The 18362-nt window shown below is 56.2% G+C and carries 18 protein-coding genes; 9 read left to right on the top strand and 9 right to left on the bottom strand.

The window, feature by feature from the left end:
* Window positions 1–163: 163 nt before the first annotated feature.
* Window positions 164–1051 carry a LysR family transcriptional regulator gene (locus RT644_RS14505; protein ID WP_020456904.1) on the bottom strand — a complete coding sequence of 296 codons (888 nt, stop codon included), beginning with the start codon at window positions 1049–1051 and terminating at the stop codon, window positions 164–166.
* A gap of 1357 nt (window positions 1052–2408) precedes the next feature.
* Here RT644_RS14505 and RT644_RS14500 point away from each other — a divergent pair.
* The 3 genes from RT644_RS14500 (at window position 2409) to RT644_RS14490 (ending at window position 3743) form a co-directional block, all read left to right on the top strand.
* A complete protein-coding gene (locus RT644_RS14500; protein ID WP_020456902.1) occupies window positions 2409–2888 on the top strand; it encodes a hypothetical protein in 480 nt (159 codons plus the stop codon).
* A 418-nt stretch (window positions 2889–3306) separates the two neighbouring features.
* Window positions 3307–3540: a KTSC domain-containing protein gene (locus RT644_RS14495; RefSeq protein WP_020456901.1), complete on the top strand. Its 234-nt coding sequence runs from the start codon at window positions 3307–3309 to the stop codon at window positions 3538–3540.
* Window positions 3541–3644: 104 nt separating this feature from the next.
* The gene (locus RT644_RS14490; protein WP_017455774.1) at window positions 3645–3743 is read left to right on the top strand and encodes a YoaK family small membrane protein; all 99 of its coding nucleotides are present in this window, start codon (window positions 3645–3647) and stop codon (window positions 3741–3743) included.
* Here the strand turns inward: RT644_RS14490 and RT644_RS14485 are convergent.
* Window positions 3740–4981 carry an MFS transporter gene (locus tag RT644_RS14485; RefSeq protein ID WP_313627128.1) on the bottom strand — a complete coding sequence of 414 codons (1242 nt, stop codon included), beginning with the start codon at window positions 4979–4981 and terminating at the stop codon, window positions 3740–3742. The two genes, RT644_RS14490 and RT644_RS14485, sit on opposite strands and share 4 nt — an antisense overlap.
* A gap of 206 nt (window positions 4982–5187) precedes the next feature.
* Here RT644_RS14485 and RT644_RS14480 point away from each other — a divergent pair, with 206 nt between their 5' ends.
* The 3 genes from RT644_RS14480 to RT644_RS14470 are packed head-to-tail and all read left to right on the top strand — an operon-like array spanning window position 5188 to window position 7984.
* The gene (locus RT644_RS14480) at window positions 5188–6192 is read left to right on the top strand and encodes an ABC transporter substrate-binding protein (RefSeq protein WP_313627127.1); all 1005 of its coding nucleotides are present in this window, start codon (window positions 5188–5190) and stop codon (window positions 6190–6192) included.
* Complete coding sequence (locus tag RT644_RS14475) at window positions 6189–7229, top strand: iron chelate uptake ABC transporter family permease subunit (protein ID WP_313627126.1); 1041 nt, start codon at window positions 6189–6191, stop codon at window positions 7227–7229. Before RT644_RS14480 ends, RT644_RS14475 begins: the two co-directional genes overlap by 4 nt.
* Entirely contained in the window at window positions 7226–7984 is a 759-nt protein-coding gene (locus RT644_RS14470) for an ABC transporter ATP-binding protein (protein WP_045508757.1), read from the top strand. Before RT644_RS14475 ends, RT644_RS14470 begins: the two co-directional genes overlap by 4 nt.
* Before the next feature lie 45 nt (window positions 7985–8029).
* On the opposite strand, the gene RT644_RS14465 is transcribed toward RT644_RS14470, so the two are convergent.
* Both RT644_RS14465 and RT644_RS14460 read right to left on the bottom strand, forming a co-directional pair.
* Window positions 8030–8434 carry a hypothetical protein gene (locus RT644_RS14465; protein ID WP_020456896.1) on the bottom strand — a complete coding sequence of 135 codons (405 nt, stop codon included), beginning with the start codon at window positions 8432–8434 and terminating at the stop codon, window positions 8030–8032.
* A 1-nt stretch (window position 8435) separates the two neighbouring features.
* Window positions 8436–9740 carry a hypothetical protein gene (locus tag RT644_RS14460; protein ID WP_313627125.1) on the bottom strand — a complete coding sequence of 435 codons (1305 nt, stop codon included), beginning with the start codon at window positions 9738–9740 and terminating at the stop codon, window positions 8436–8438.
* Between the two features lie 316 nt (window positions 9741–10056).
* Here RT644_RS14460 and RT644_RS14455 point away from each other — a divergent pair, with 316 nt between their 5' ends.
* Entirely contained in the window at window positions 10057–10989 is a 933-nt protein-coding gene (locus RT644_RS14455; RefSeq protein ID WP_305736849.1) for a nucleoside recognition domain-containing protein, read from the top strand.
* 40 nt (window positions 10990–11029) lie between these two features.
* Here RT644_RS14455 and RT644_RS14450 read toward each other — a convergent pair whose 3' ends face one another.
* Genes RT644_RS14450 through RT644_RS14430 form a run of 5 tightly spaced genes read right to left on the bottom strand, consistent with a single transcriptional unit; the run spans window position 11030 to window position 16319 of the window.
* Window positions 11030–12544: an ABC transporter substrate-binding protein gene (locus tag RT644_RS14450; protein WP_160271008.1), complete on the bottom strand. Its 1515-nt coding sequence runs from the start codon at window positions 12542–12544 to the stop codon at window positions 11030–11032.
* Entirely contained in the window at window positions 12525–13562 is a 1038-nt protein-coding gene (locus tag RT644_RS14445) for an oligopeptide/dipeptide ABC transporter ATP-binding protein (protein WP_313627124.1), read from the bottom strand. The genes RT644_RS14450 and RT644_RS14445 overlap by 20 nt, the downstream gene beginning before the upstream one ends.
* Entirely contained in the window at window positions 13562–14542 is a 981-nt protein-coding gene (locus RT644_RS14440; RefSeq protein WP_313627123.1) for an ABC transporter ATP-binding protein, read from the bottom strand. The genes RT644_RS14445 and RT644_RS14440 overlap by 1 nt, the downstream gene beginning before the upstream one ends.
* On the bottom strand, window positions 14539–15384 hold the full coding sequence (locus tag RT644_RS14435) for an ABC transporter permease (RefSeq protein WP_313627122.1): 846 nt from the start codon (window positions 15382–15384) through the stop codon (window positions 14539–14541). The genes RT644_RS14440 and RT644_RS14435 overlap by 4 nt, the downstream gene beginning before the upstream one ends.
* Window positions 15381–16319 carry an ABC transporter permease gene (locus RT644_RS14430; protein ID WP_045508744.1) on the bottom strand — a complete coding sequence of 313 codons (939 nt, stop codon included), beginning with the start codon at window positions 16317–16319 and terminating at the stop codon, window positions 15381–15383. The genes RT644_RS14435 and RT644_RS14430 overlap by 4 nt, the downstream gene beginning before the upstream one ends.
* 265 nt (window positions 16320–16584) lie before the next feature.
* Between RT644_RS14430 and RT644_RS14425 the strand changes: the two genes are divergently transcribed.
* Both RT644_RS14425 and RT644_RS14420 read left to right on the top strand, forming a co-directional pair.
* On the top strand, window positions 16585–17340 hold the full coding sequence (locus RT644_RS14425) for a LuxR family transcriptional regulator (RefSeq protein ID WP_020456888.1): 756 nt from the start codon (window positions 16585–16587) through the stop codon (window positions 17338–17340).
* A gap of 84 nt (window positions 17341–17424) precedes the next feature.
* Window positions 17425–18318 (top strand): proline iminopeptidase-family hydrolase, encoded by an 894-nt coding sequence (locus RT644_RS14420; RefSeq protein ID WP_020456887.1) that lies wholly within the window; start codon window positions 17425–17427, stop codon window positions 18316–18318.
* Window positions 18319–18362: the final 44 nt, after the last annotated feature.

The raw sequence follows: 18362 nt of genomic DNA, 5'->3' as shown, positions 1-18362 counted from the left end.
AGACTGGCCTCAACAGCACAAATAATTAAATGCTAATGATGAGATTAAACCTAAGGAAAACAATGGCGCTGCCGCGCATTGCCAGCACGAGTACGCAACACCGCTATTATCTTTAGATTTTTCATCGTTATTACCCGGCGAATTCCCCACATAAAATGGCTATTTATTCTGGCACGCTGGTTAACTGCTGGCGGATAGCATCAATAAACAACCGCAGCGCGGCGTGTTGATGTTCCCGAGACTGATACAGGCCATAAATCCCCAGTCGTTGCGGTTCGAGATCGGGTAACACCCTGACCAGTTGGCCATTATTCAGCGCCTCCTGCGCTTCCCGTTCCGGCACCAGCGCCAGCCCACACCCGGCAATCGCCGCATCGCGCAGCACCGCCGAGATCCCCGCGCTCAGATTACCGTTCGCCATCACTTGCCACGTGTTTTGTGCGCTGTCGGTGAAGTGCCACGACTGCCCGGCGAAACCGCTATAGTGAAGACAATTGTGGTGCTCAAGCTCGTGTACCGTGTGCGGTGTACCGTGCAGACGCAGGTAATCCGCCGATGCGCAAAGTACCGAGCGGCACTCGCCGAGACGGGTGGCTATCGCCCCTGCTTCCGGGTTATTGGTGATGCGAATCGCCAAATCGATGCGTTCACCAATCAGGTTGACCGGGTGGTTTCCCACTTCGACTTCGATTCTTAACGCCGGGTAACGCGCCAGAAAATCCGGCAATACCGGCCCGATAATGTGGCTGGCCGTGAAGTGGGCACAGGCGACACGCAATGTGCCGGAGGGTGTTTCCCGCGTCGATTGCCCTTCGATATCGCCAAACAGCGGTGCGAGTTGCCGCGTCTTTAGTAGCGTATTCTCCCCGGCAGGCGTAAGCGTCAGGCGGCGTGACGAACGATGAATAAGCCGGGCGCCCGCCCATTTTTCCATCTCATCAAGGTAGCGGCTGACCATCGGGCGAGAAATACCCAGCGCCCGCGCGGCGGCGCTCAGGCTTCCCAGCTCGCAGATGCGATTAAACACCACCACCGCCATCACTCTGTCCATCTGTGCACCTGTTCGGTTTGTGAAACGTAACGCGCATTGTTTCAGAAATGTGCCAGGCAAAACAGCCTTCCTCGCATACCTTGTGTTTTGAGTACCGCGCGCTTCCCGCTTTTTGTGTAAGTCCGCGTTCTGTGACGCTGCCGTTTTAACGTCACATGGTGATGAAATGGCTGTCATGCCAACGAAGGCGCATGACATCTGGCGCTTTTTCAACCAACAATGCCAGCCCTTTGCGCACGATGTCACTCATCGGTGTACTGCGCTTACGGCACCTTCATATCTTCGCGCCGGCAATTTATGCATAAAGTTTACAGGCGGTGTGCCGTTAGTCATATCGGTGGGCCAATGCTTTGGCAATGCAAATACCTGAATGTGTTTTGAGCGGGAAACCGTGGATGAGAAAAATGATACGAAAAATATTGTTACTGCTGTCTGTTTTATCGATTGGCTATTATGCCTACTCATATTCTACGGTGATGGCAGATTTACCCTTCACGTACCAGGTACAGAATGTCTTCACAATAGTCATGTGCTCGGTGTTTGCAGCACTGTTATTTGTATCAAACAATAAAGAACTATTATTTTTGCTAAATCGTTACTATTGCTCATTCAGCATAAGAAAAACAAACGATAGCGATAACTACACCATTTTATTCTGTTTCATGTTTCTGTCTTACGCTCATTATTATCTTTCCAGTCTGTTCTGCAGGTTAATACTGGATGTAATAGTAAAAATCGGCTCACTGGATACCTTCCTGGCGATCAATATTTACACTTCACTGTTATTTGCAGCGAACTGTTTATTGTTTGTGGTTTACGCAATCCCTGTTGTGCGAGCATTTATAAAGCGGAACGCTGAAAAAACGTCTGTGGTTTCTACCCAACAGGACGAATAAACAGACCTGCGATGCAACGATCACTCCTTTGCAGCCCATAAAAAACTGGCGCGAGTTCGCCAGCACTTTTTTGTTAGCCGGGGTGCCATTTTAATATTTTTTCACTTATATTCAGTAAGTTACCTACATTCTGACCGTTTGGATTATGTTTGTGCTTTCCGCGCACGCGCAGAGTTATGCAATCAAATGGATACGTTACCCTCCCCGGATAAAAGGTCTACGCCAAAAGCCCGATTTGTTTTTTTATTTCCACCGTTATCTTTAAGTGATTATCGGATGGACACGCGGTAGCGGATAATATTTAAATCAGCTCAAATGGGTTGATATAAATATGACGTCACTATACCGACCGTTTGCCTTCGGTGAGAGGTGCGTTATTTTTTTGATGCACATCCGATAACCAAAATTAAATACCAGCTGTGCACGATAAACACCCATCGTAATCATGAGGAGTTAAAGAGATGCCATCTATTTATTATCGCGGTGATAACCGCGTTATTTCAGAAATACAAAAAACCGGGTTCCAACCGCGCATTGAATCGTGCCGCGGGCGAACTCCAGCCCAGGCAATTGCCTATATTCAGCAGCTTATTGTCACCAACGGTTTTAAAAACCTTGTGGATATTGGCGGTTACATCATAAGTAATTCTAAAGGGGATTCTGTCTCGACCTCCTGTATTGAAGATGGCGCTTCTTATGGCAAACATAAATATCGCATCACCGCCCCGAAGAGTGCGCTGTTTTTTGAATTTAATCTCGACGGCAGCGTGGGAGCACAACTGCCCGATCAAGGGCATATGTATGGACGCAAGCCGTACTATATTTTAACCGACGCGAACCCTGACTTAAGCCAATACGTTATTGTTGGCACCAGAACAGCCACGCAGGAAGCCACTTTTTTTACTGATATACCCAGCGACTGGATTTCGTTACTCAGCTAACCGGATCGTGCAGCCCTGCTCGACGCGAAACAGTGCCCTCCTGCTTAGTGAGGGCACTGTTTAACGCGTGGAGTCATCAATAACATCACTGAACCGGTTATTCCCTTTTGTTAACGCGCGTCATGACGTTTTGCTCACCGGTTCGCTGCGCGAGAGAGTGTAAAAGGGCATTTCACCAGCCCTCTTCCCGATCGACCAAACGGCTACAGTCATGCGGTGCAACGTCCTGCCGGCGTCTGATTCACACCGTGAAACGACGCGCAATGCGCATCCCGCTCTGTGCATGACACCCCTTTTAGTAAACGCTGGTTAAACGGCACGCCGCTAAATCCCTGGCCGCAGTGTAAATTTTCCGCGTCCACTGCCGATAGCAATAGCAGAAGTGCCACTTTGACATTGACGTTGAGCAGAACACATTATGAAAAGACATCCCCTTTCCTGCCGCGCGCTGCGCGCCGCCGGATACGATCCAAACTCCTGCGTACTTGAGCTTGAACACAGCAACGGCCGGGTTGAGCAATATCTTGGCGTGCCCCCCAAAACCTGGCAGGCATTTTTGATGAGCCACGAGCAGGAAAACTATTTTCGCGAGCATATCGCCAGTAGCTACCTGAAAATTACCGTCGAGCAGGCAAATCGCAGCCGTTTTTAACCGCTGATGCGGTAATTTTTTGCCCGCGTTTGTGCTAACGTTGTCTGCCCGCAGACGATGCGGTTTGGTGCGTGTTCATGCTGGCGACAGCGTAACGAGGTGTTATGAGAATTGGTATTGCGTTTCCTATCCTGGTTTTTATTGTCGCCGTCGCCTTTCTGACGTGGTTTATCGCTGGCGGTTACGCCACGCCAGGCAGCTAACGCCCGGCGTGTTGCGCCATCGGGCGACAGATAAATATCATGGCCAGTGCGCTGAGCAACGGGATCAGCGCCAGCCACAACCAGGCGATACTCGCCGCCGCTGAAGGGGTCAGCGCGTTATCCAGTTGCCCACCTAACAGGAAGTTTCCCGCAAGCACCGTCACGCCCCCCATCGACGCCAGTGCGCCATAATGCGCGCCGAGGTTCTGGTTATCCGCGAACCATGGCACCAGATCTTTCCCCACCGGGACAATCAGCATTTGCCCGAGCGTTAATAGCGTCACCATGCAGGCGGCGGGTACATAGCGCTGCCAGTTTTCCGGTGCCGGTGTCGCGGCAAACAGTGCAACGCTGATAAATGACGCAGCCAGTAGCGCAAACCCCACCGGCAACATGCGTGCCGCGCCAACACGGCGGGCAAGCCGCGCAAGCGGCATCTGTAACGTGATGATGAGCACCGACGCCAGCATAAAGAGCGGGCCGAGGGTTTTCTCGCTGCTGCCCGAGCGGCTCAGCTCAACCGGCAACGCCAGGTAAAGCTGGTTATAGCTGAACAGATAAGCACTGTAGGCCACCATAAACGCGACAAAACGCGGTTTGCGAAAAGTTTTCCACCACGGCAGCACATGCAGCGTTTCCGTTTTCCCGTTGCCACCCGGCAGGCAGAAAAAGAGCACCAGCAGCGCAACCACAAACACGCCCGCCCCGGCCAGCGCCACGCGCTGGAAACCAAAACCGGCAAGCAGCGAACCCAGCAGCGGCCCGAGCACCGTGCCCAATTCGCCGCAAATGGCGAACAGCGCGAACCACTCAGCGCGGCTGCGCTTTCCCGCTTTTTCACTCTGCGTGCCCGCTTTCGCCAGCAGCGCTTCGATGGACGGGGAAAACAGCGCCCCGCCAACGCCGGTTAAACAGGCGCCCAGTACCACCGGCAACAGCTCCCCGCCAAACGCCAGCAGCAGATACCCACTGATACGCACCACGCAGCCGCACAGAATAATGATCCTTGCGCCAAAGCGGTCGGATAACGCGCCGCCTAATAAAAACATGCCCTGCTGAGAGAAAGTGCGCAGACCGATGATCAAGCCAATCAACGAGCCAGAAAGCAGCAAATCGTCGCGCAGATAGATCGCCAGAAACGGCACCACCGCATAAAAACCGATATTAAAAATCAGCTGGCTACCGGCGAGCAGATACGGCGAGGTCACTTTCGACGGGGCAGAAATTTGGGCAAGCATGAAGGATCCAGGTCAGCAAAACGCGCAAGGGTCTTTAATACCGGGGAAATTTCCTGCTGGCAACTCTCTTTAAACACACATTGAAAACAAGGTGTTCATTGATAATCCCCCATATTGACAAGGCCCATGCCGCTCGGTATAAGAGCCGCCATAAGAATGATTTGCATTTACAAAACTAATACTTTCTCAAGGTCATGATGATGCCAATGTTTAAAAAATCGTTGTTTGCACTGGGGATGTTGTTTGCGGGTTCCGCTCTGGCGCAAGCCACCCATTATCCGCTGACCATTGAAAACTGCGGAGTGCAGGTTACGTTCGACAAAGCGCCGCAGCGCGTGGTGGCGCTGGGGCAGAACACGGCAGAAATCATGCTGCTGCTTGGTTTGCAGGACAAAATGGTGGCCAGCGCGTTCTGGCCGACCAAAGTGCTGCCGCAGCTTGCCGCGCAGAATGCCAAAGTGAAAGTGCTGACGGTCGAGATCCCAACGCTTGAGTCGATCATTGCCCAGGAGCCCGATTTCGTGGCCGCCCAGTTGCCGATCCTGCTGGGGCCGGACAGCAAAGTGGCGAAGCGCGAAGATTTGTCCGCTATTGGCGCAAACAGTTATCTCTCGCCGGGTGTCTGCGCAACCAAACAGGATAACGGCGATATTTACGGTAGCCGCCATACCCTGTGGAACCCGTCGCTGCTTTATAAAGAGATCAGCGATCTGGCCGAAATTTTCGATGTACAGGATCGCGGCGAGAAGCTGATTGCCGGGTTTAAACAGCGCGAAGAGGCGCTGCGCAGTAAGTTCGGCCACAGCAAGAAAAACCTGTCGTTTGTCTTCTGGTTCTCCAGCGCCTCGCCCTCGGCGGATGCCTATGTCGGCGGCAAGAACAGCGCTTCCGGTTATATCGCCAGCCTGCTTGGCGGGCACAGCGCTATCACCTCGGAAAGCGAGTGGCCGACGCTCAGCTGGGAAAGCATTATTGCTTCTAACCCGGATGTGATTGTTGTCTCCAGTCTCGATCGTAACCGCTGGACGCTGGACAGCGCGGAAGAGAAGATCAAATTCCTGAAAAGCGATCCGGCGGTCAGCCAGCTTGAGGCGGTGAAAAAAGGCCATATCGTGGTGATGGACGGCCAGGCGATGAACCCGACCATCCGTACGTTCTACGGCGCAGAACAAGTGGGCGCACAACTGGAGAAGTTGGGGCTGGATAAATGACCACGCCCTCACCGGCTGCGCTTAAAAAAGCGCAGCACGCGGTACTCTTGTTGTTATCGCTGGTGCTGCTCGCACTGGTGATTGCCGTCAGCGTCGGCGTCGGCGAACTGGCGATTCCGCTGAGAACCACCTTTTACGCCGTCAGCAATAAACTGGGGCTGACCAGTGAGCCGCTAAACCGTATCCATGAAACGGTGATTTGGGACTTCCGCCTAAGCCGCGCGCTGGTTGCCGCCTGCTGCGGCGCCGGGTTAGCAATTTGCGGCGCGGTGCTGCAAAGCCTGCTGAAAAACGCGCTGGCAGAACCTTATGTGCTGGGCGTGTCCGCCGGGGCATCCACCGGCGCGGTATCGGTGGTGGTGTTAGGTCTCGGCGCAGGCGCGGTGTCGCTCTCTGCCGGGGCATTTGTTGGCGCGTTTGCCGCCTTTTTGTTTGTCGCCGTGCTGACTAACGGCGCGCGCGGCGGTAACGAACGCACCATTCTCGCCGGGGTCGCGGCGTCCCAGCTTTTCAACGCCATCACCGCGTACAGCATCAGCACCTCCGCCAGCGCGCAGCAAGCGCGGGATGTGATGTTCTGGCTGCTGGGCAGTTTCAGCGGCGTGCGCTGGCCGGAATTCCAGCTGGTGTTAGTCGTGGTTCTCGTTGGTCTGCTGGCGTGTCTGCATCACGCCAAAGCGCTGGACGCTTTTACCTTTGGCGATGACGCTGCCGCCTCGCTGGGCATTCCGGTAGGTGCGGTACGCTTGATTCTCTTTTCCGTTACCGCACTCATCACCGCCACCATTGTCAGCATGGCGGGTTCCATTGGCTTTGTGGGTCTCGTGGTACCGCATGTGATGCGCTATTTCATCGGGCCGCTGCACCGCCAGTTACTGGTGGCGTGTGCGATGGCCGGTGCGATTTTGATGGTGCTGGCAGATATTGCCTCGCGTACGCTGATTGCGCCGCAAAGCCTGCCGGTTGGCGTGGTTACCGCGCTGGTGGGCGTGCCGTTCTTCGCGGTTATTCTCTATCGCTCAAGGAAATTCGCATGAGTATCAGCGCCAAAAACCTCTGCTGGCGGGCAGGGAAAAAAACCATTGTCGATAACGTCTCGCTTGAGGTAGCAAAGGGCCAGACGCTGGGCCTGCTGGGGCCGAATGGTTCAGGGAAATCCTCGCTGCTGCGCATTCTGGCCGGGCTGCGCCGCCCGGATGACGGCAGCGTGATGCTGGATGGTCGCGATGTCGCAACGCTGAGAAAAAAAGCGCTGGCGCAGCGGGTGGCGTTTGTTGAGCAGCATGCGGCGACGGAAGCCAACATTCGCGTGCGCGATGTGGTGAAACTGGGGCGCATTCCGCACCACTCGCCGTTTAGCCCGTGGTCGCACAGTGATGATGAGATAGTCACGGCGGCGCTTGAGCGCGTGGGCATGCTTGAGCACAGCGAGCAGGGCTGGCAAAGCCTCTCCGGTGGCGAACGTCAGCGGGTGCATATTGCCCGTGCGCTGGCGCAAGCGCCGAGCGAAATTTTGCTCGATGAGCCCACCAACCATCTCGATATTCATCATCAGATGCAGTTAATGCGCCTTATCAGTGAACTGCCGGTGACCAGCATTGTTGCGATCCATGATTTGAACCACGCGGCCATGTTCTGCGATGCGCTGATCGTGATGCAAAAAGGGCAGATTGTGGCGCGCGGCACGCCGGACGAGGTGCTCACGGAAGCGATGCTGGCCGAGGTGTTTCAGGTGCGGGCACGCATTGAGATCTCACCCGATCATGGCAAAAAGCACATTCACTTTTTGTGAACGCCATTGCGCCAGAACGCGGCACGGTTCTGGCGCAAAGCGGGCTTAAAGGTCAATCACGTTGCGGCTGTCCTGCAACGTGGCATGTAACGATTTCAGCGATACCACCGAAGATTGCTGGGTGATGGCCACAATCGCACCTAACGATTTATCTAACAGGTCCAGATTGTTCGTTTCCAGCGCTTTGTCCAGCACGGCAAACGTCTGGGTAAGCGAGGTCTGGCGCAGCGCGAAATCCTGATTCAACGCCTCCAATAGCACCTCTTTTTGCGCCTGAATCCGCGCAATTTGCACATCGGTTTCCCTGGTGATTTGATGGCGAGCCGTTTCCTGCTCCGCACGGTATTTTTGTAAATCACGCCAGGCGTCAAAAATCTCTTTCGCCGCCGAGGCCGCTTGTAACGGCGACGCTTTTGCCGCCACTTTCGAGGCGTTAAACAGTGCTTTCATATTATGCCCACCAGAATAAATAAGCTGCGTATCCCATCACGGCCAGAATGCCCGTCCCCACCAGCCCTGAGCTGTCAAAATTAAACAGACGACCTAACGCCCCGGAAAAGCCGGTGAAACTGAACAAAAAGGCAACAAGCGAGGTGTAAGTCCACTCAATGCTGTGCAGGTAATACCCCAGCGCGCCAAAAAGAAGGCACAGCACGATCCACACCAGAAACGAAGGTTCATCATCATCAGCAGTTGCTTTGCGCCGCTGGCTGTCTGCCAGCCAGAAATAGAGCGCGCTCTGCTCGCCAGGTGCGAGAGAAGAGACATCGCTGGTCATGGTCATGTGATCATTTGCGGCGATCAGGTTTGTCACCAGCGTATTCACACGCTCCTCGGTGAAGGCCTGCGCATGGGAAACCACCGTCACGGATTCCTGCGTTGGGCTATTCTGATCATCCACCAGACGTATCGCCAGCAACTGTTTCATCGCTTTTACCAGCAGTACGGTCTGGAGTTTCAGGAAAACGACACGCTCGTGCGCAACATTGGTTGAGAGTGCCTGATCCAGCATCTGGTAACTTGTTTTCAGGCGCTGAGCAATACCTTCAATGGTCGAGGCATACAGCGAAATATGCTGGTTAATGGCCTGCGCTACTTCGATTACCGCATTGATTTTTGCCACTTCCTTGTTAACCGCACTGCGATATTCATACGCTTCGGTCAGTTTTTTTTCCGCATTCTGGCTGTATTTCAGCATCGCGAAAATGGCGACCGGTGCCAGCACAATGCCGCCCAGTACCATGGTGCCACCGGCGATCCCTGCGCCACCGGCGGAAAGCGCGCCGCCGCCAAACCAGGCCAGCGTGGCGTTACTGGCGGCAGCGCCGGAAAGCGACGCGATCGCAGTGCCGGTAGAGGCCGCGCCGAATGTCGAAACCGCGCTCATCGAGCCGAGGGCGAGCGCCGCGCCGGTCGCTGTACCTTTCACCCCGGTACCAATGATTTCGGTCATTTTTACCGACTGGGTTTGCAACTGCGGCGCGTCGTAGCGGGCAAAATTATCTAACACATCCTGCGAGACTTTGGTCTCCAGCCGGTTAACTTTTTGGCACTTCTCCAGTACCGACAAGGCCTCAGGGATAATGACATCCGCATAGCGTTGCTTTTGATCGAGCAGCGTGTTGATGAGCGTTGACGATGTATTTCTGGCTTCTTCCAGCCCCTCTTCCGCCAGCCGCGCTTTAAAACGCGCATTCACCACGATCTCTTCTGCTTCTTTTTTTTGCTTGTGTGCTTTAAAAATATTCAGTCCCATCGGTAACCTCGAATCATCCCACTGTGTTCCAGGCATAAAATCGGGTTATCGGCATCATCGGCTGAACGTTAAGTGAAATTTTCCCGATGCCGACCACTGCTATGCCGACCGTTCTTTTTATTGCGCGGCCTATCTCTTTGTATTTGTTGCAGAATGCCACATTTCGCGGGGCTTTATCGCGCCACCTACCAGATCACGTAGCTCGGGTAAAACTGGCGGCTCTGCAAAGAAAATAAGTAAATACAATGGGGTGAAAGCGGCGGCCAAACCGTTGCCGGGTGTACTATAGCGGTGAAAACATTCACCGGAGTCAGTAATGAATATCATTGAAATCATCATGTCGGCGGGCAAGGTTTCCGTAGATGTTGCGTTGTATACCTTGCTGCCCATCATGGTGGTGATGCTCATCATGATGAAATACCTGGAGGAGAAAGGAGTTTTAGATGGAATCGTGCGCCTTACCTCCCCCGTTCTGAAACCTTTTGGTATCAGCGGAATGGGGATTTTCGCCCTTATCCAGCTTAACTTTGTCAGTTTCGCCGCGCCTCTCGCCGCCCTGGCGATTATGGAAAGAAGAGGCACCTCCGACCGCCATCTCGCCGCCACGCTGGCCATGTTGTTCGCCATGGGTCAGGCAAACGTCTTTTACCCGCTAACGCCGTTCGGCCTGCACTGGGGGATGGCGATTGTGATTTCGCTTATCGGCGGGCTTGCCGCCTCCACACTGACCTATTATGTGTCGGGGCGCAAACTCTCCGCTGCCAGCCTGCGCGACGAAGAGGGCGAATTACACAAAGATAAACCGCGCGCGGGTTTGATTGCGGTGATTAACGGCGCAGGGGCAGATGCCATCCGCTTGTCGCTGGGTTCACTACCGATGCTGCTGCTGTCGTTAACGGTGGTGGGGTTACTGAAAGCCGCGGGCGTAGTGGAAGCCCTAACCACGCTGCTCACGCCGCTGCTGTCGTTTTTCCATATTTCGACGGTGTATGTGTTGCTGGCGTTAACCAAATGTCTGGCGGGCGGGACGGCGTATTTTGGCGTGGCGTCCGAAATGGTGCAGCACGGGCAGTTAACGGCTGAGCAAATCAACGCCTCGGCGGGTTTTCTGGTGCAGACGCTGGACTTGCCCGGTATCGGCATCTTTCTCGGCATCGCCAGCCGCTTTGTGCGTCTGTTCCGCTTTGCGCTGCCGGGCGCGATTGTCGGGATACTGGTGCGCACCGTTTTGCATACGGTGATGTTTTAAGCGTACGCCGGGTGACGCAATGCGCACCCGGCAGCCTGTTCTATTTTTTCACCGTATCTTCGAGGAAGAAACGTCCCAGCGGATTCTGGTAGAAGCCTTCAATATTCTTCCGCGTCACATTACGGTATGGGCTGTAGTAGAGATCGATCCAGTTCACATCAGCTTTCGCCATTTTTTGCAGCTCGATATACATCTGTTCACGTTTTTTCGCATCCATTTCGACACGTGCCGCCGCCACCAGCGCTTTCACGTTGTCGTTCTTATAACGCGTCATGTAGTTCATGTTCGTGTCATGGCCGAGCACAAAGGTGGTTTTCTGATCCGGGTCGAGAATGTCGTTGGTCCAGTACATCACCGAAATATCGTACTCACCGGCCACCAGCATGTCCCAGCTCTGGCTGGGGTCAACTTTCTGCAAGTTCACCTTAACACCCGCTTTCGCCAGCTGCTGTTGCAGTAAAATGGCGATTTGCTCATCCACCTCATCCCCGGCGTTAACCACATAATTCAGCGTCAGATCGCCCGCGCCCGCCGCTTTCAGCATCTGTTTCGCTTTTTCAGGATCGTAGGGGCGACGCAAGTTGTCGTTGTAGTGATAGAGCGCACCGGCCGGAATATAGGAGTTCGCCACCTGGCCGTAACCAAAGGTCACGGTTTTGACAATCGCGTCTTTATCGATGGCAAAGTCCAGCGCCTGGCGCACCTCCACTTTGCCAAGCGCGCCGTGCGAATGGTTGATAAGCAGATGATCTTCGCGGGTTGACGGATCCAGCTCCACTTTCAGGTTGCTATCTTTTTGCAGCGAGGCAATGCGCGAGAACGGCACCGTCAGCGCGGCATCCAGTTCGCCGGCCTGCACTTTCAACATACGCGTGTTGTCATCCGGGATGGTCAGCCAGTCCACTTCATCAAGGCTGACATTTTTTGCCTGCCAGTAGTTCGGGTTCTTCACCAGCACGATTTTTTCGCCGCGCACCCACTCTTTTACGCTGAACGCGCCGGAACCGACCGGTTTTTCCGCGAAGGTTTCTTCGCCTTCGGCTTTCAGCGCTTTCTCGGAGATCACCGACGCGTTCGGCAGCGCCAGCTGTGACAGGAACGGCGCAGAGGGCGATTTCAGCGTCACCACCAGCGTGCGCGCATCCGGCGCTTCGGCTTTATCAATAATGCTGTACGAGTCGCGCCAGAGCGATCCTTCATCACTACGAATGCGCAGCAGGCTGAAGGCCGCATCGCTGGCGCTTACCGGCGTGCCGTCAGAGAATTTGGTATCGCGGATTTTAAAGGTATAGACCTTGCCATCCGGGGAAATTGTCCAGCTTTCCGCCACGCCCGGTTCCAGTTTGGTGCCGGTTTTATCGACGCGCACCAGCGGATCAAAAACGTTGGAAAAGACCCAGTTATCCGCGTTCTGCGCCGATTTGATCGGATCAAACGTGGTGCTGTCTTCCCGACGACCAATCGTCAGAACGCCAGCCGCCTGCGCCATTTCACTGACCACACTGAGCGCCAGAAAAACGCTGGCTGCCAATAACTTAACTTGCTTGTGCTTCATCAAAGGATCCCTCAGTCAAAGGAAAAACACTCTTCTCGCCTGCGTGCGTCAGCACACAGGTCCAGGCGTGATCGGCAATCTGCCGGGTCGGGGGTAATGCGCCAGTGCGGCACTGCACCTGCGCGTAAGGGCAGCGCGGATGAAACGCGCAACCTTGTGGAATGGCAACCGGGCTCGGCGGCTCGCCCGTAAGCGTCTCCTGCGGCAACGGTTTATCCGGATCGATTTCCGGGATGGCGGAGATCAGCGCAGCGGTATAAGGGTGGCGCGGATGGGTAAAGACGGCTTCTGCGGGGCCTTCTTCGACGATCCGCCCGAGGTACATCACCGCCACCCGATCGCACAGGCGGCGCACAATCGCCAGATCGTGGGCAATAAACAGGATCGCCAGCCCCATTTTTTCGCGCAGATCCATCAGCAAATTGACGATCTGCCCCTGAATGGAGACATCCAGCGCCGCCACGCACTCGTCGGCGACGATCAACCGGGGTTCGATCGCCAGCGCCCGCGCAATCCCCGCCCGCTGGCACTGCCCGCCGCTCAGTTGGCCGGGTTTGGCTGCGGCGTGCTCCGGGCGCAAGCCGACCAACGTCAGCAGTTCTTCAACCCGTGCGCTAATCCGGTCGCGCGGCACTTTCTGGTGGACGCGCAGCACTTCGCTGATGCTTTCGCCTATTGTCTGCCGCGGGTTAAGCGAGGCGAACGGATCCTGAAAAATCATCGACGTTTGCAGACGCAGCCGCGCGATGTCGCTTTTCAGACCGTGAGTGACGCGGTGACCGTCGAAACGCACTTCACCATCATTGATCTTTTCTAGCTGCAACAGCGCCCGCCCCAGCGTGCTTTTGCCGCTGCCGGATTCGCCCACTAATCCCAGCGTTTCACCCGCGTGGATTTTGAGCGTCACCTGGTTTACCGCGTGGACCACGCGTTTTTTGCTGAGCAACCCGCCGGAAACCGGAAACGTGACTGAGACGTTATCCGCTTCCAGCAAAGGCCAGTTTGCCGGTGTCGACATTATCCCTCCCGCTGAGTCAGTGGCTGTAAGGCGTGATGGCACGCCGCCGCGTGCGTCAGGCTGTCGCGCCCGAACAGTAACGAAGGCTGCTGCTGACATGCGCTGCTCGCCTGCGGGCAACGCGGGTGAAAGCGGCAGCCGGTCGGGAAGCTTCCTGCCAGTGGCGGTTGTCCATTGATGGTGATCAGCCTTCCCTGCCCGCCTTCGCTGGAGGGCTGGCAATCAATTAACCCGCGCGTGTACGGGTGCAGCGGCTGCGCCAGCACTTCGCGTTTGCCGCCCACTTCGCATAAACGCCCGCCGTACATCACCGCAATGCGATCGCAGGTTTGCGCCACCACGCCAAGATCGTGGGTGATCATCACCACCGCCAAGCCTAACTGCTCGCGCAGGGTGCTGAGCAAACGCAGGATCTGCATCTGCACGGTGACATCCAGCGCGGTAGTCGGCTCATCGGCAATCAGCAGCGACGGTTCCGGCGCCAGCGCCACGGCAATCATCGCGCGCTGGCGCATACCGCCGGAAAATTCGTGCGGATAGTTGTTAATGCGATTTTGCGGATCGGGAATGCCCACCTGGCGCAGCAGCTCTTTGGCATCTTCTTTTGCCTGCCGACGGTTAACGCCGAAATGCAGGCGGCGGCTTTCGGCAATCTGCTCGCCAATGGTCATTACCGGGTTTAAGTGGCTGGCCGGGTTCTGGAAAATCATGCCAATTTCCCGTCCGCGCACCGCCGACATCTGCGCTTCGCTAAGCGACAACAGATCGCGCCCGCCAAACCACACTTCGCCACCGCTAATCGTCAATCCCTGCCCCGGCAGCAGTCGCATTAGCGCCCGGCAGGTCACGGTTTTTCCGGAACCGCTCTCGCCCACCAGCCCCAGCATTTCCCCGGCCTGCAGCCGGAAAGAGACCTTATCCACCAGCGCACCATCATCCCCCCGGGAAATGGTCAGTTGCGAGACGTTTAGCAAACTCATACGCGCGCTCCCAGTTTGTCGCCAAGACCATCCGCCAGCAGGCTGAAGCCCATTGCCAGCAGAACAATCGCCAGCCCCGGAAAGGTGGTTATCCACCAGGCGGTAGTGATAAAACTCTGCCCCTCTGCCACCATCACGCCCCACTCGGCCGTCGGCGGTTGTACGCCAAGACCGAGGTAGCTCACCGCCGCGCCGTTTAACAGCACCAGCACGCAATCCGACATGGAAAACACCAGCGCGCCGGTCATAGCGTTAGGCAGCAAGTGGCGAAACAGAATGCGGGCATGACCATAGCCGAGGCTACGCGCCGCCAGCACAAAATCACGCTGCTTGAGAGTTAATACCTGTGCCCGCACCAGCCGGGCGTAAGAGACCCAGCCAACCATCGCCATCGCGATGTAAAAACTGCCAAGACCCGGCCCGAGAATGGCGATAATCGCCAGCATCAACACCAGAAACGGGAACGCCAGCACGATATCGATAATGCGCATGATCAGCGCATCCACCGCGCCACCCAGGTAGCCTGACAGCGCGCCGAGCGTGGTGCCGAGCAGAAACGGAAAGGTAACGCCCAGCAGACAGATTTGCAGATCCACCCGCGCGCCCCACAGCACGCGGGAGAAGATGTCGCGGCCAAAGTTATCCGTGCCAAAAAGATGTGCGCTCCCTGGCGGCAGCAAGCTGGCGGTCGCATCCTGGGTTATCGGATCAAACGGTGCCAGCCAGGGGGCGAATAACGCGACGCACAGCCACAAGCCAACAATCAACAGCCCAACGCCCAGGGCATGCTGCTGTGGAATAGCGCGTCGACGTAACACGGTCAGTACGCTGATAGCACTCATAGTTTCACCCTCGGATCCAGTGCTACCGTCAGTATGTCGGCCAGCAAGTTGACGGCGACCGTGGCAAGGGCAAATACCATCACCACGCCCTGCACCACCATGTAGTCACGGCTGAAAATCGCTTTTACCAGCAGTTGCCCCAGTCCCGGAATGGCGAACACGCTCTCAATCACCACCGTGCTGCCAATCAGCCAGCCGATATTCACCGCCAGCAGGTTTAGCGTCGGCACCAGTGAGTTGGGTAACACATGCCGCCAGAAGATGCGGTTTTCCCGCTGCCCGCGCGCTCTGGCGGCCATCACGTAATCGCTGCTCATCTCCATCAGCAGGCTGGCGCGCAGGTTGCGGATCAACACCGCCGACAACGCCAGCGCGACGGTCAGACACGGCAGCACCATATGGTGCAACTGGTCGGCAAAATCGCTGCCGTAACCGGAAACCGGGAACCAGCCCAGCACCACGCTAAAAACAATGATCATCATGATGCCCAGCCAGAAGGCGGGGAAACCGAGGCCGGCGGTGGTGAACAGGCGAATAAGCTGGTCGGCGATGCGCCCACGCTGACGCGCCGCCAGCGCTGCCAACGGCACCGTAAAAATAACTGCCAGCAGCACGCTGCCAAGCACCAGCCACAAGGTGGGCTCAAGGCGGGAGTTAATCAATTTTAGGGTATCGATGCGGTAGACGATCGATTTTCCCAGTTCGCCCTGCACCAGATTGCGCAGAAAGTAGCCATACTGTACCCACAGGGGTTCATCCAGCCCGAACTGCGCACGAATGCGCGCCAGTGCCGCTGGCGTGCTGCGCACACCAAGCAGGATGCGCGCCGGATCGCCGGGGATCGCGCGCACCATCGCAAACGTGATGATGCTTATTCCCAACAACACCGGCAGCAGCTGCAATGGTCGGAATAACAGAAAACGGTAACGGTGCATCAGCATTCTCCTGTGGTGCATGCGGGGTCGTAAGGTTAAAAAAACGCCTCGCGATGGTGCGCCACTCCCCTGGTTATCCGCGCCCGGCCTTGTTTGTCGGGCGTTTTCTTTACGCTAGCGGCATCCATGGAGGCTGGGTAGTTAGCAAAAATACTAGTTTTGCTTCTCCCGCGTGACGGCACCGGAATTGCATACCTTCCTCACGCTACGGGAGAAGTCTGCACAAAGCGTGCCCGTGGCGTGGCACCGTCAACCATGAGGGGGAATGATGCGAATAAACATTGAAAACCCTGCTGCTGCTAATGGCAGCAGGCTTGAGGAGGCGTTTGCCGGGCTATTTACCCAGACGCAGGCGCTGGGTTTTGACGCGGTGATTTATGACTACACGCCGGTTCCGCGCTCGCTGGAAGGGGCGCTTATCACGCCGTCGCTGCTGGAGATGCGTAATGTGCCGGAGGATATGCGCCGCTTGTGGTGCGAGCGCGGTTACTACCAGGTCGACCCGGTGCAGCACTTCGCGCTGGAGAGCTGCGCGCCGTTTGTCTGGTCCTATCAACGCCCGGACAGCGGGGCGCTGCATGGCAGGCTGGATGATAACGCCCAGGAAGTGACGCATTACATGCGCGACCACAATATGCCCTGCGGTGCCACGGTGCCGTTGCATTTGCCGCACGGCGGGTTTGTCACCCTGACCGGCATTGTCGCCAGCCAGCAGCAAGCGCGCGATATCAGCGACACGCTGGCGCAATTAACCTTTATCGCCCACCGTTTTCAGGAGTCTGCCTTTCCGCTGTTTGACGCCTCGATGCTTACTTGCCGCCATGTCAAATTAAGCAACCGCGAGCGCGAGTGCCTGGCGTGGTCAGCCGAAGGATTAACGGCGAAAGAGATTGCCCGCAAGCTGCACCGCTCGGTGGCAACCGTGACGTTGCATCTGAATACGGCGGCGAAAAAACTTGGCGCGACCAACCGCGTACAGGCGGTGGTGCGGGCGCTGCACTACCGTCTGCTCGACAGCTAATAACTAGCAATTTTGCTAGTGTTCAGCGCCGCCTTCGGCGTTCTACCCTGAAAGCCAGTTCACTTAACAGGGTAGACGTCAACTATGTATACCATTCGCGAAGGCTACGTTCCCTTCCGGGAGTATCAGACCTGGTTTCGCATCTGCGGCGATCTGCAAAGCGGGCAGACGCCGCTGGTAGTGGCCCACGGCGGCCCCGGTTGCACTCACGACTACGTTGATGCGTTCAAAGATATCGCTGAAACCGGACGGGCGGTGATCCACTACGATCAAGTGGGTAATGGTCGTTCAACCCATCTGCCGGATAAAAGCCCCGATTTCTGGCAACCCGGTCTTTTTCTTGATGAGCTCAATCATCTGCTGCAGGCGCTGGAAATTGCCGATAACTATGCGCTGCTCGGCCAGTCCTGGGGCGGCATGCTGGCGGCAGAACATGCGGTGACGCAGCCACAGGGGCTGAAAGCGATGGTGATCGCCAACTCACCGGCCTCGATGGCGCTGTGGCTGGAAGGCGCGGCGAAGCTGCGCGCGCAATTACCGCCGGATGTGCAGGACACGTTGTTGACCCACGAGGCGGCGGGCACGGTGGATAGCGCAGAGTATAAAGCGGCAAGCCAGGTATTTTATCAGCGCCATGTGTGTCGGCTCGACCCGTGGCCTGCGGAGGTGCAACGCACCTTTGACGCCATGGAGGCTGATCCCACCGTTTACCACGCGATGAATGGTCCCACCGAATTCCACGTTATTGGCAGCATGAAAAACTGGACGATTATCGACCGGTTAAAGCAAGTGCGCGTGCCGACTTTGTTGATTTCCGGGCGCTACGACGAAGCCACGCCGGACGTGGTGCAACCCTTCAAAGACCATATTACCGGGGCGCAGTGGGTGATTTTTGAATCCTCAAGCCACATGCCCCACGTCGAAGAGCGGCCGTTGTGCATGAAGACCGTCAGCGACTTTTTACTGGCCACATGCTGAGGCTGTTTGCCCACACCAGGTTGTGTTGTTAAGCGCCGGCCAGG

It is taken from the genome of Kosakonia sp., assembly GCF_032104925.1.
GTDB lineage: Bacteria > Pseudomonadota > Gammaproteobacteria > Enterobacterales > Enterobacteriaceae > Kosakonia.
This window is presented reverse-complemented; position numbering and strand designations above follow the sequence as displayed.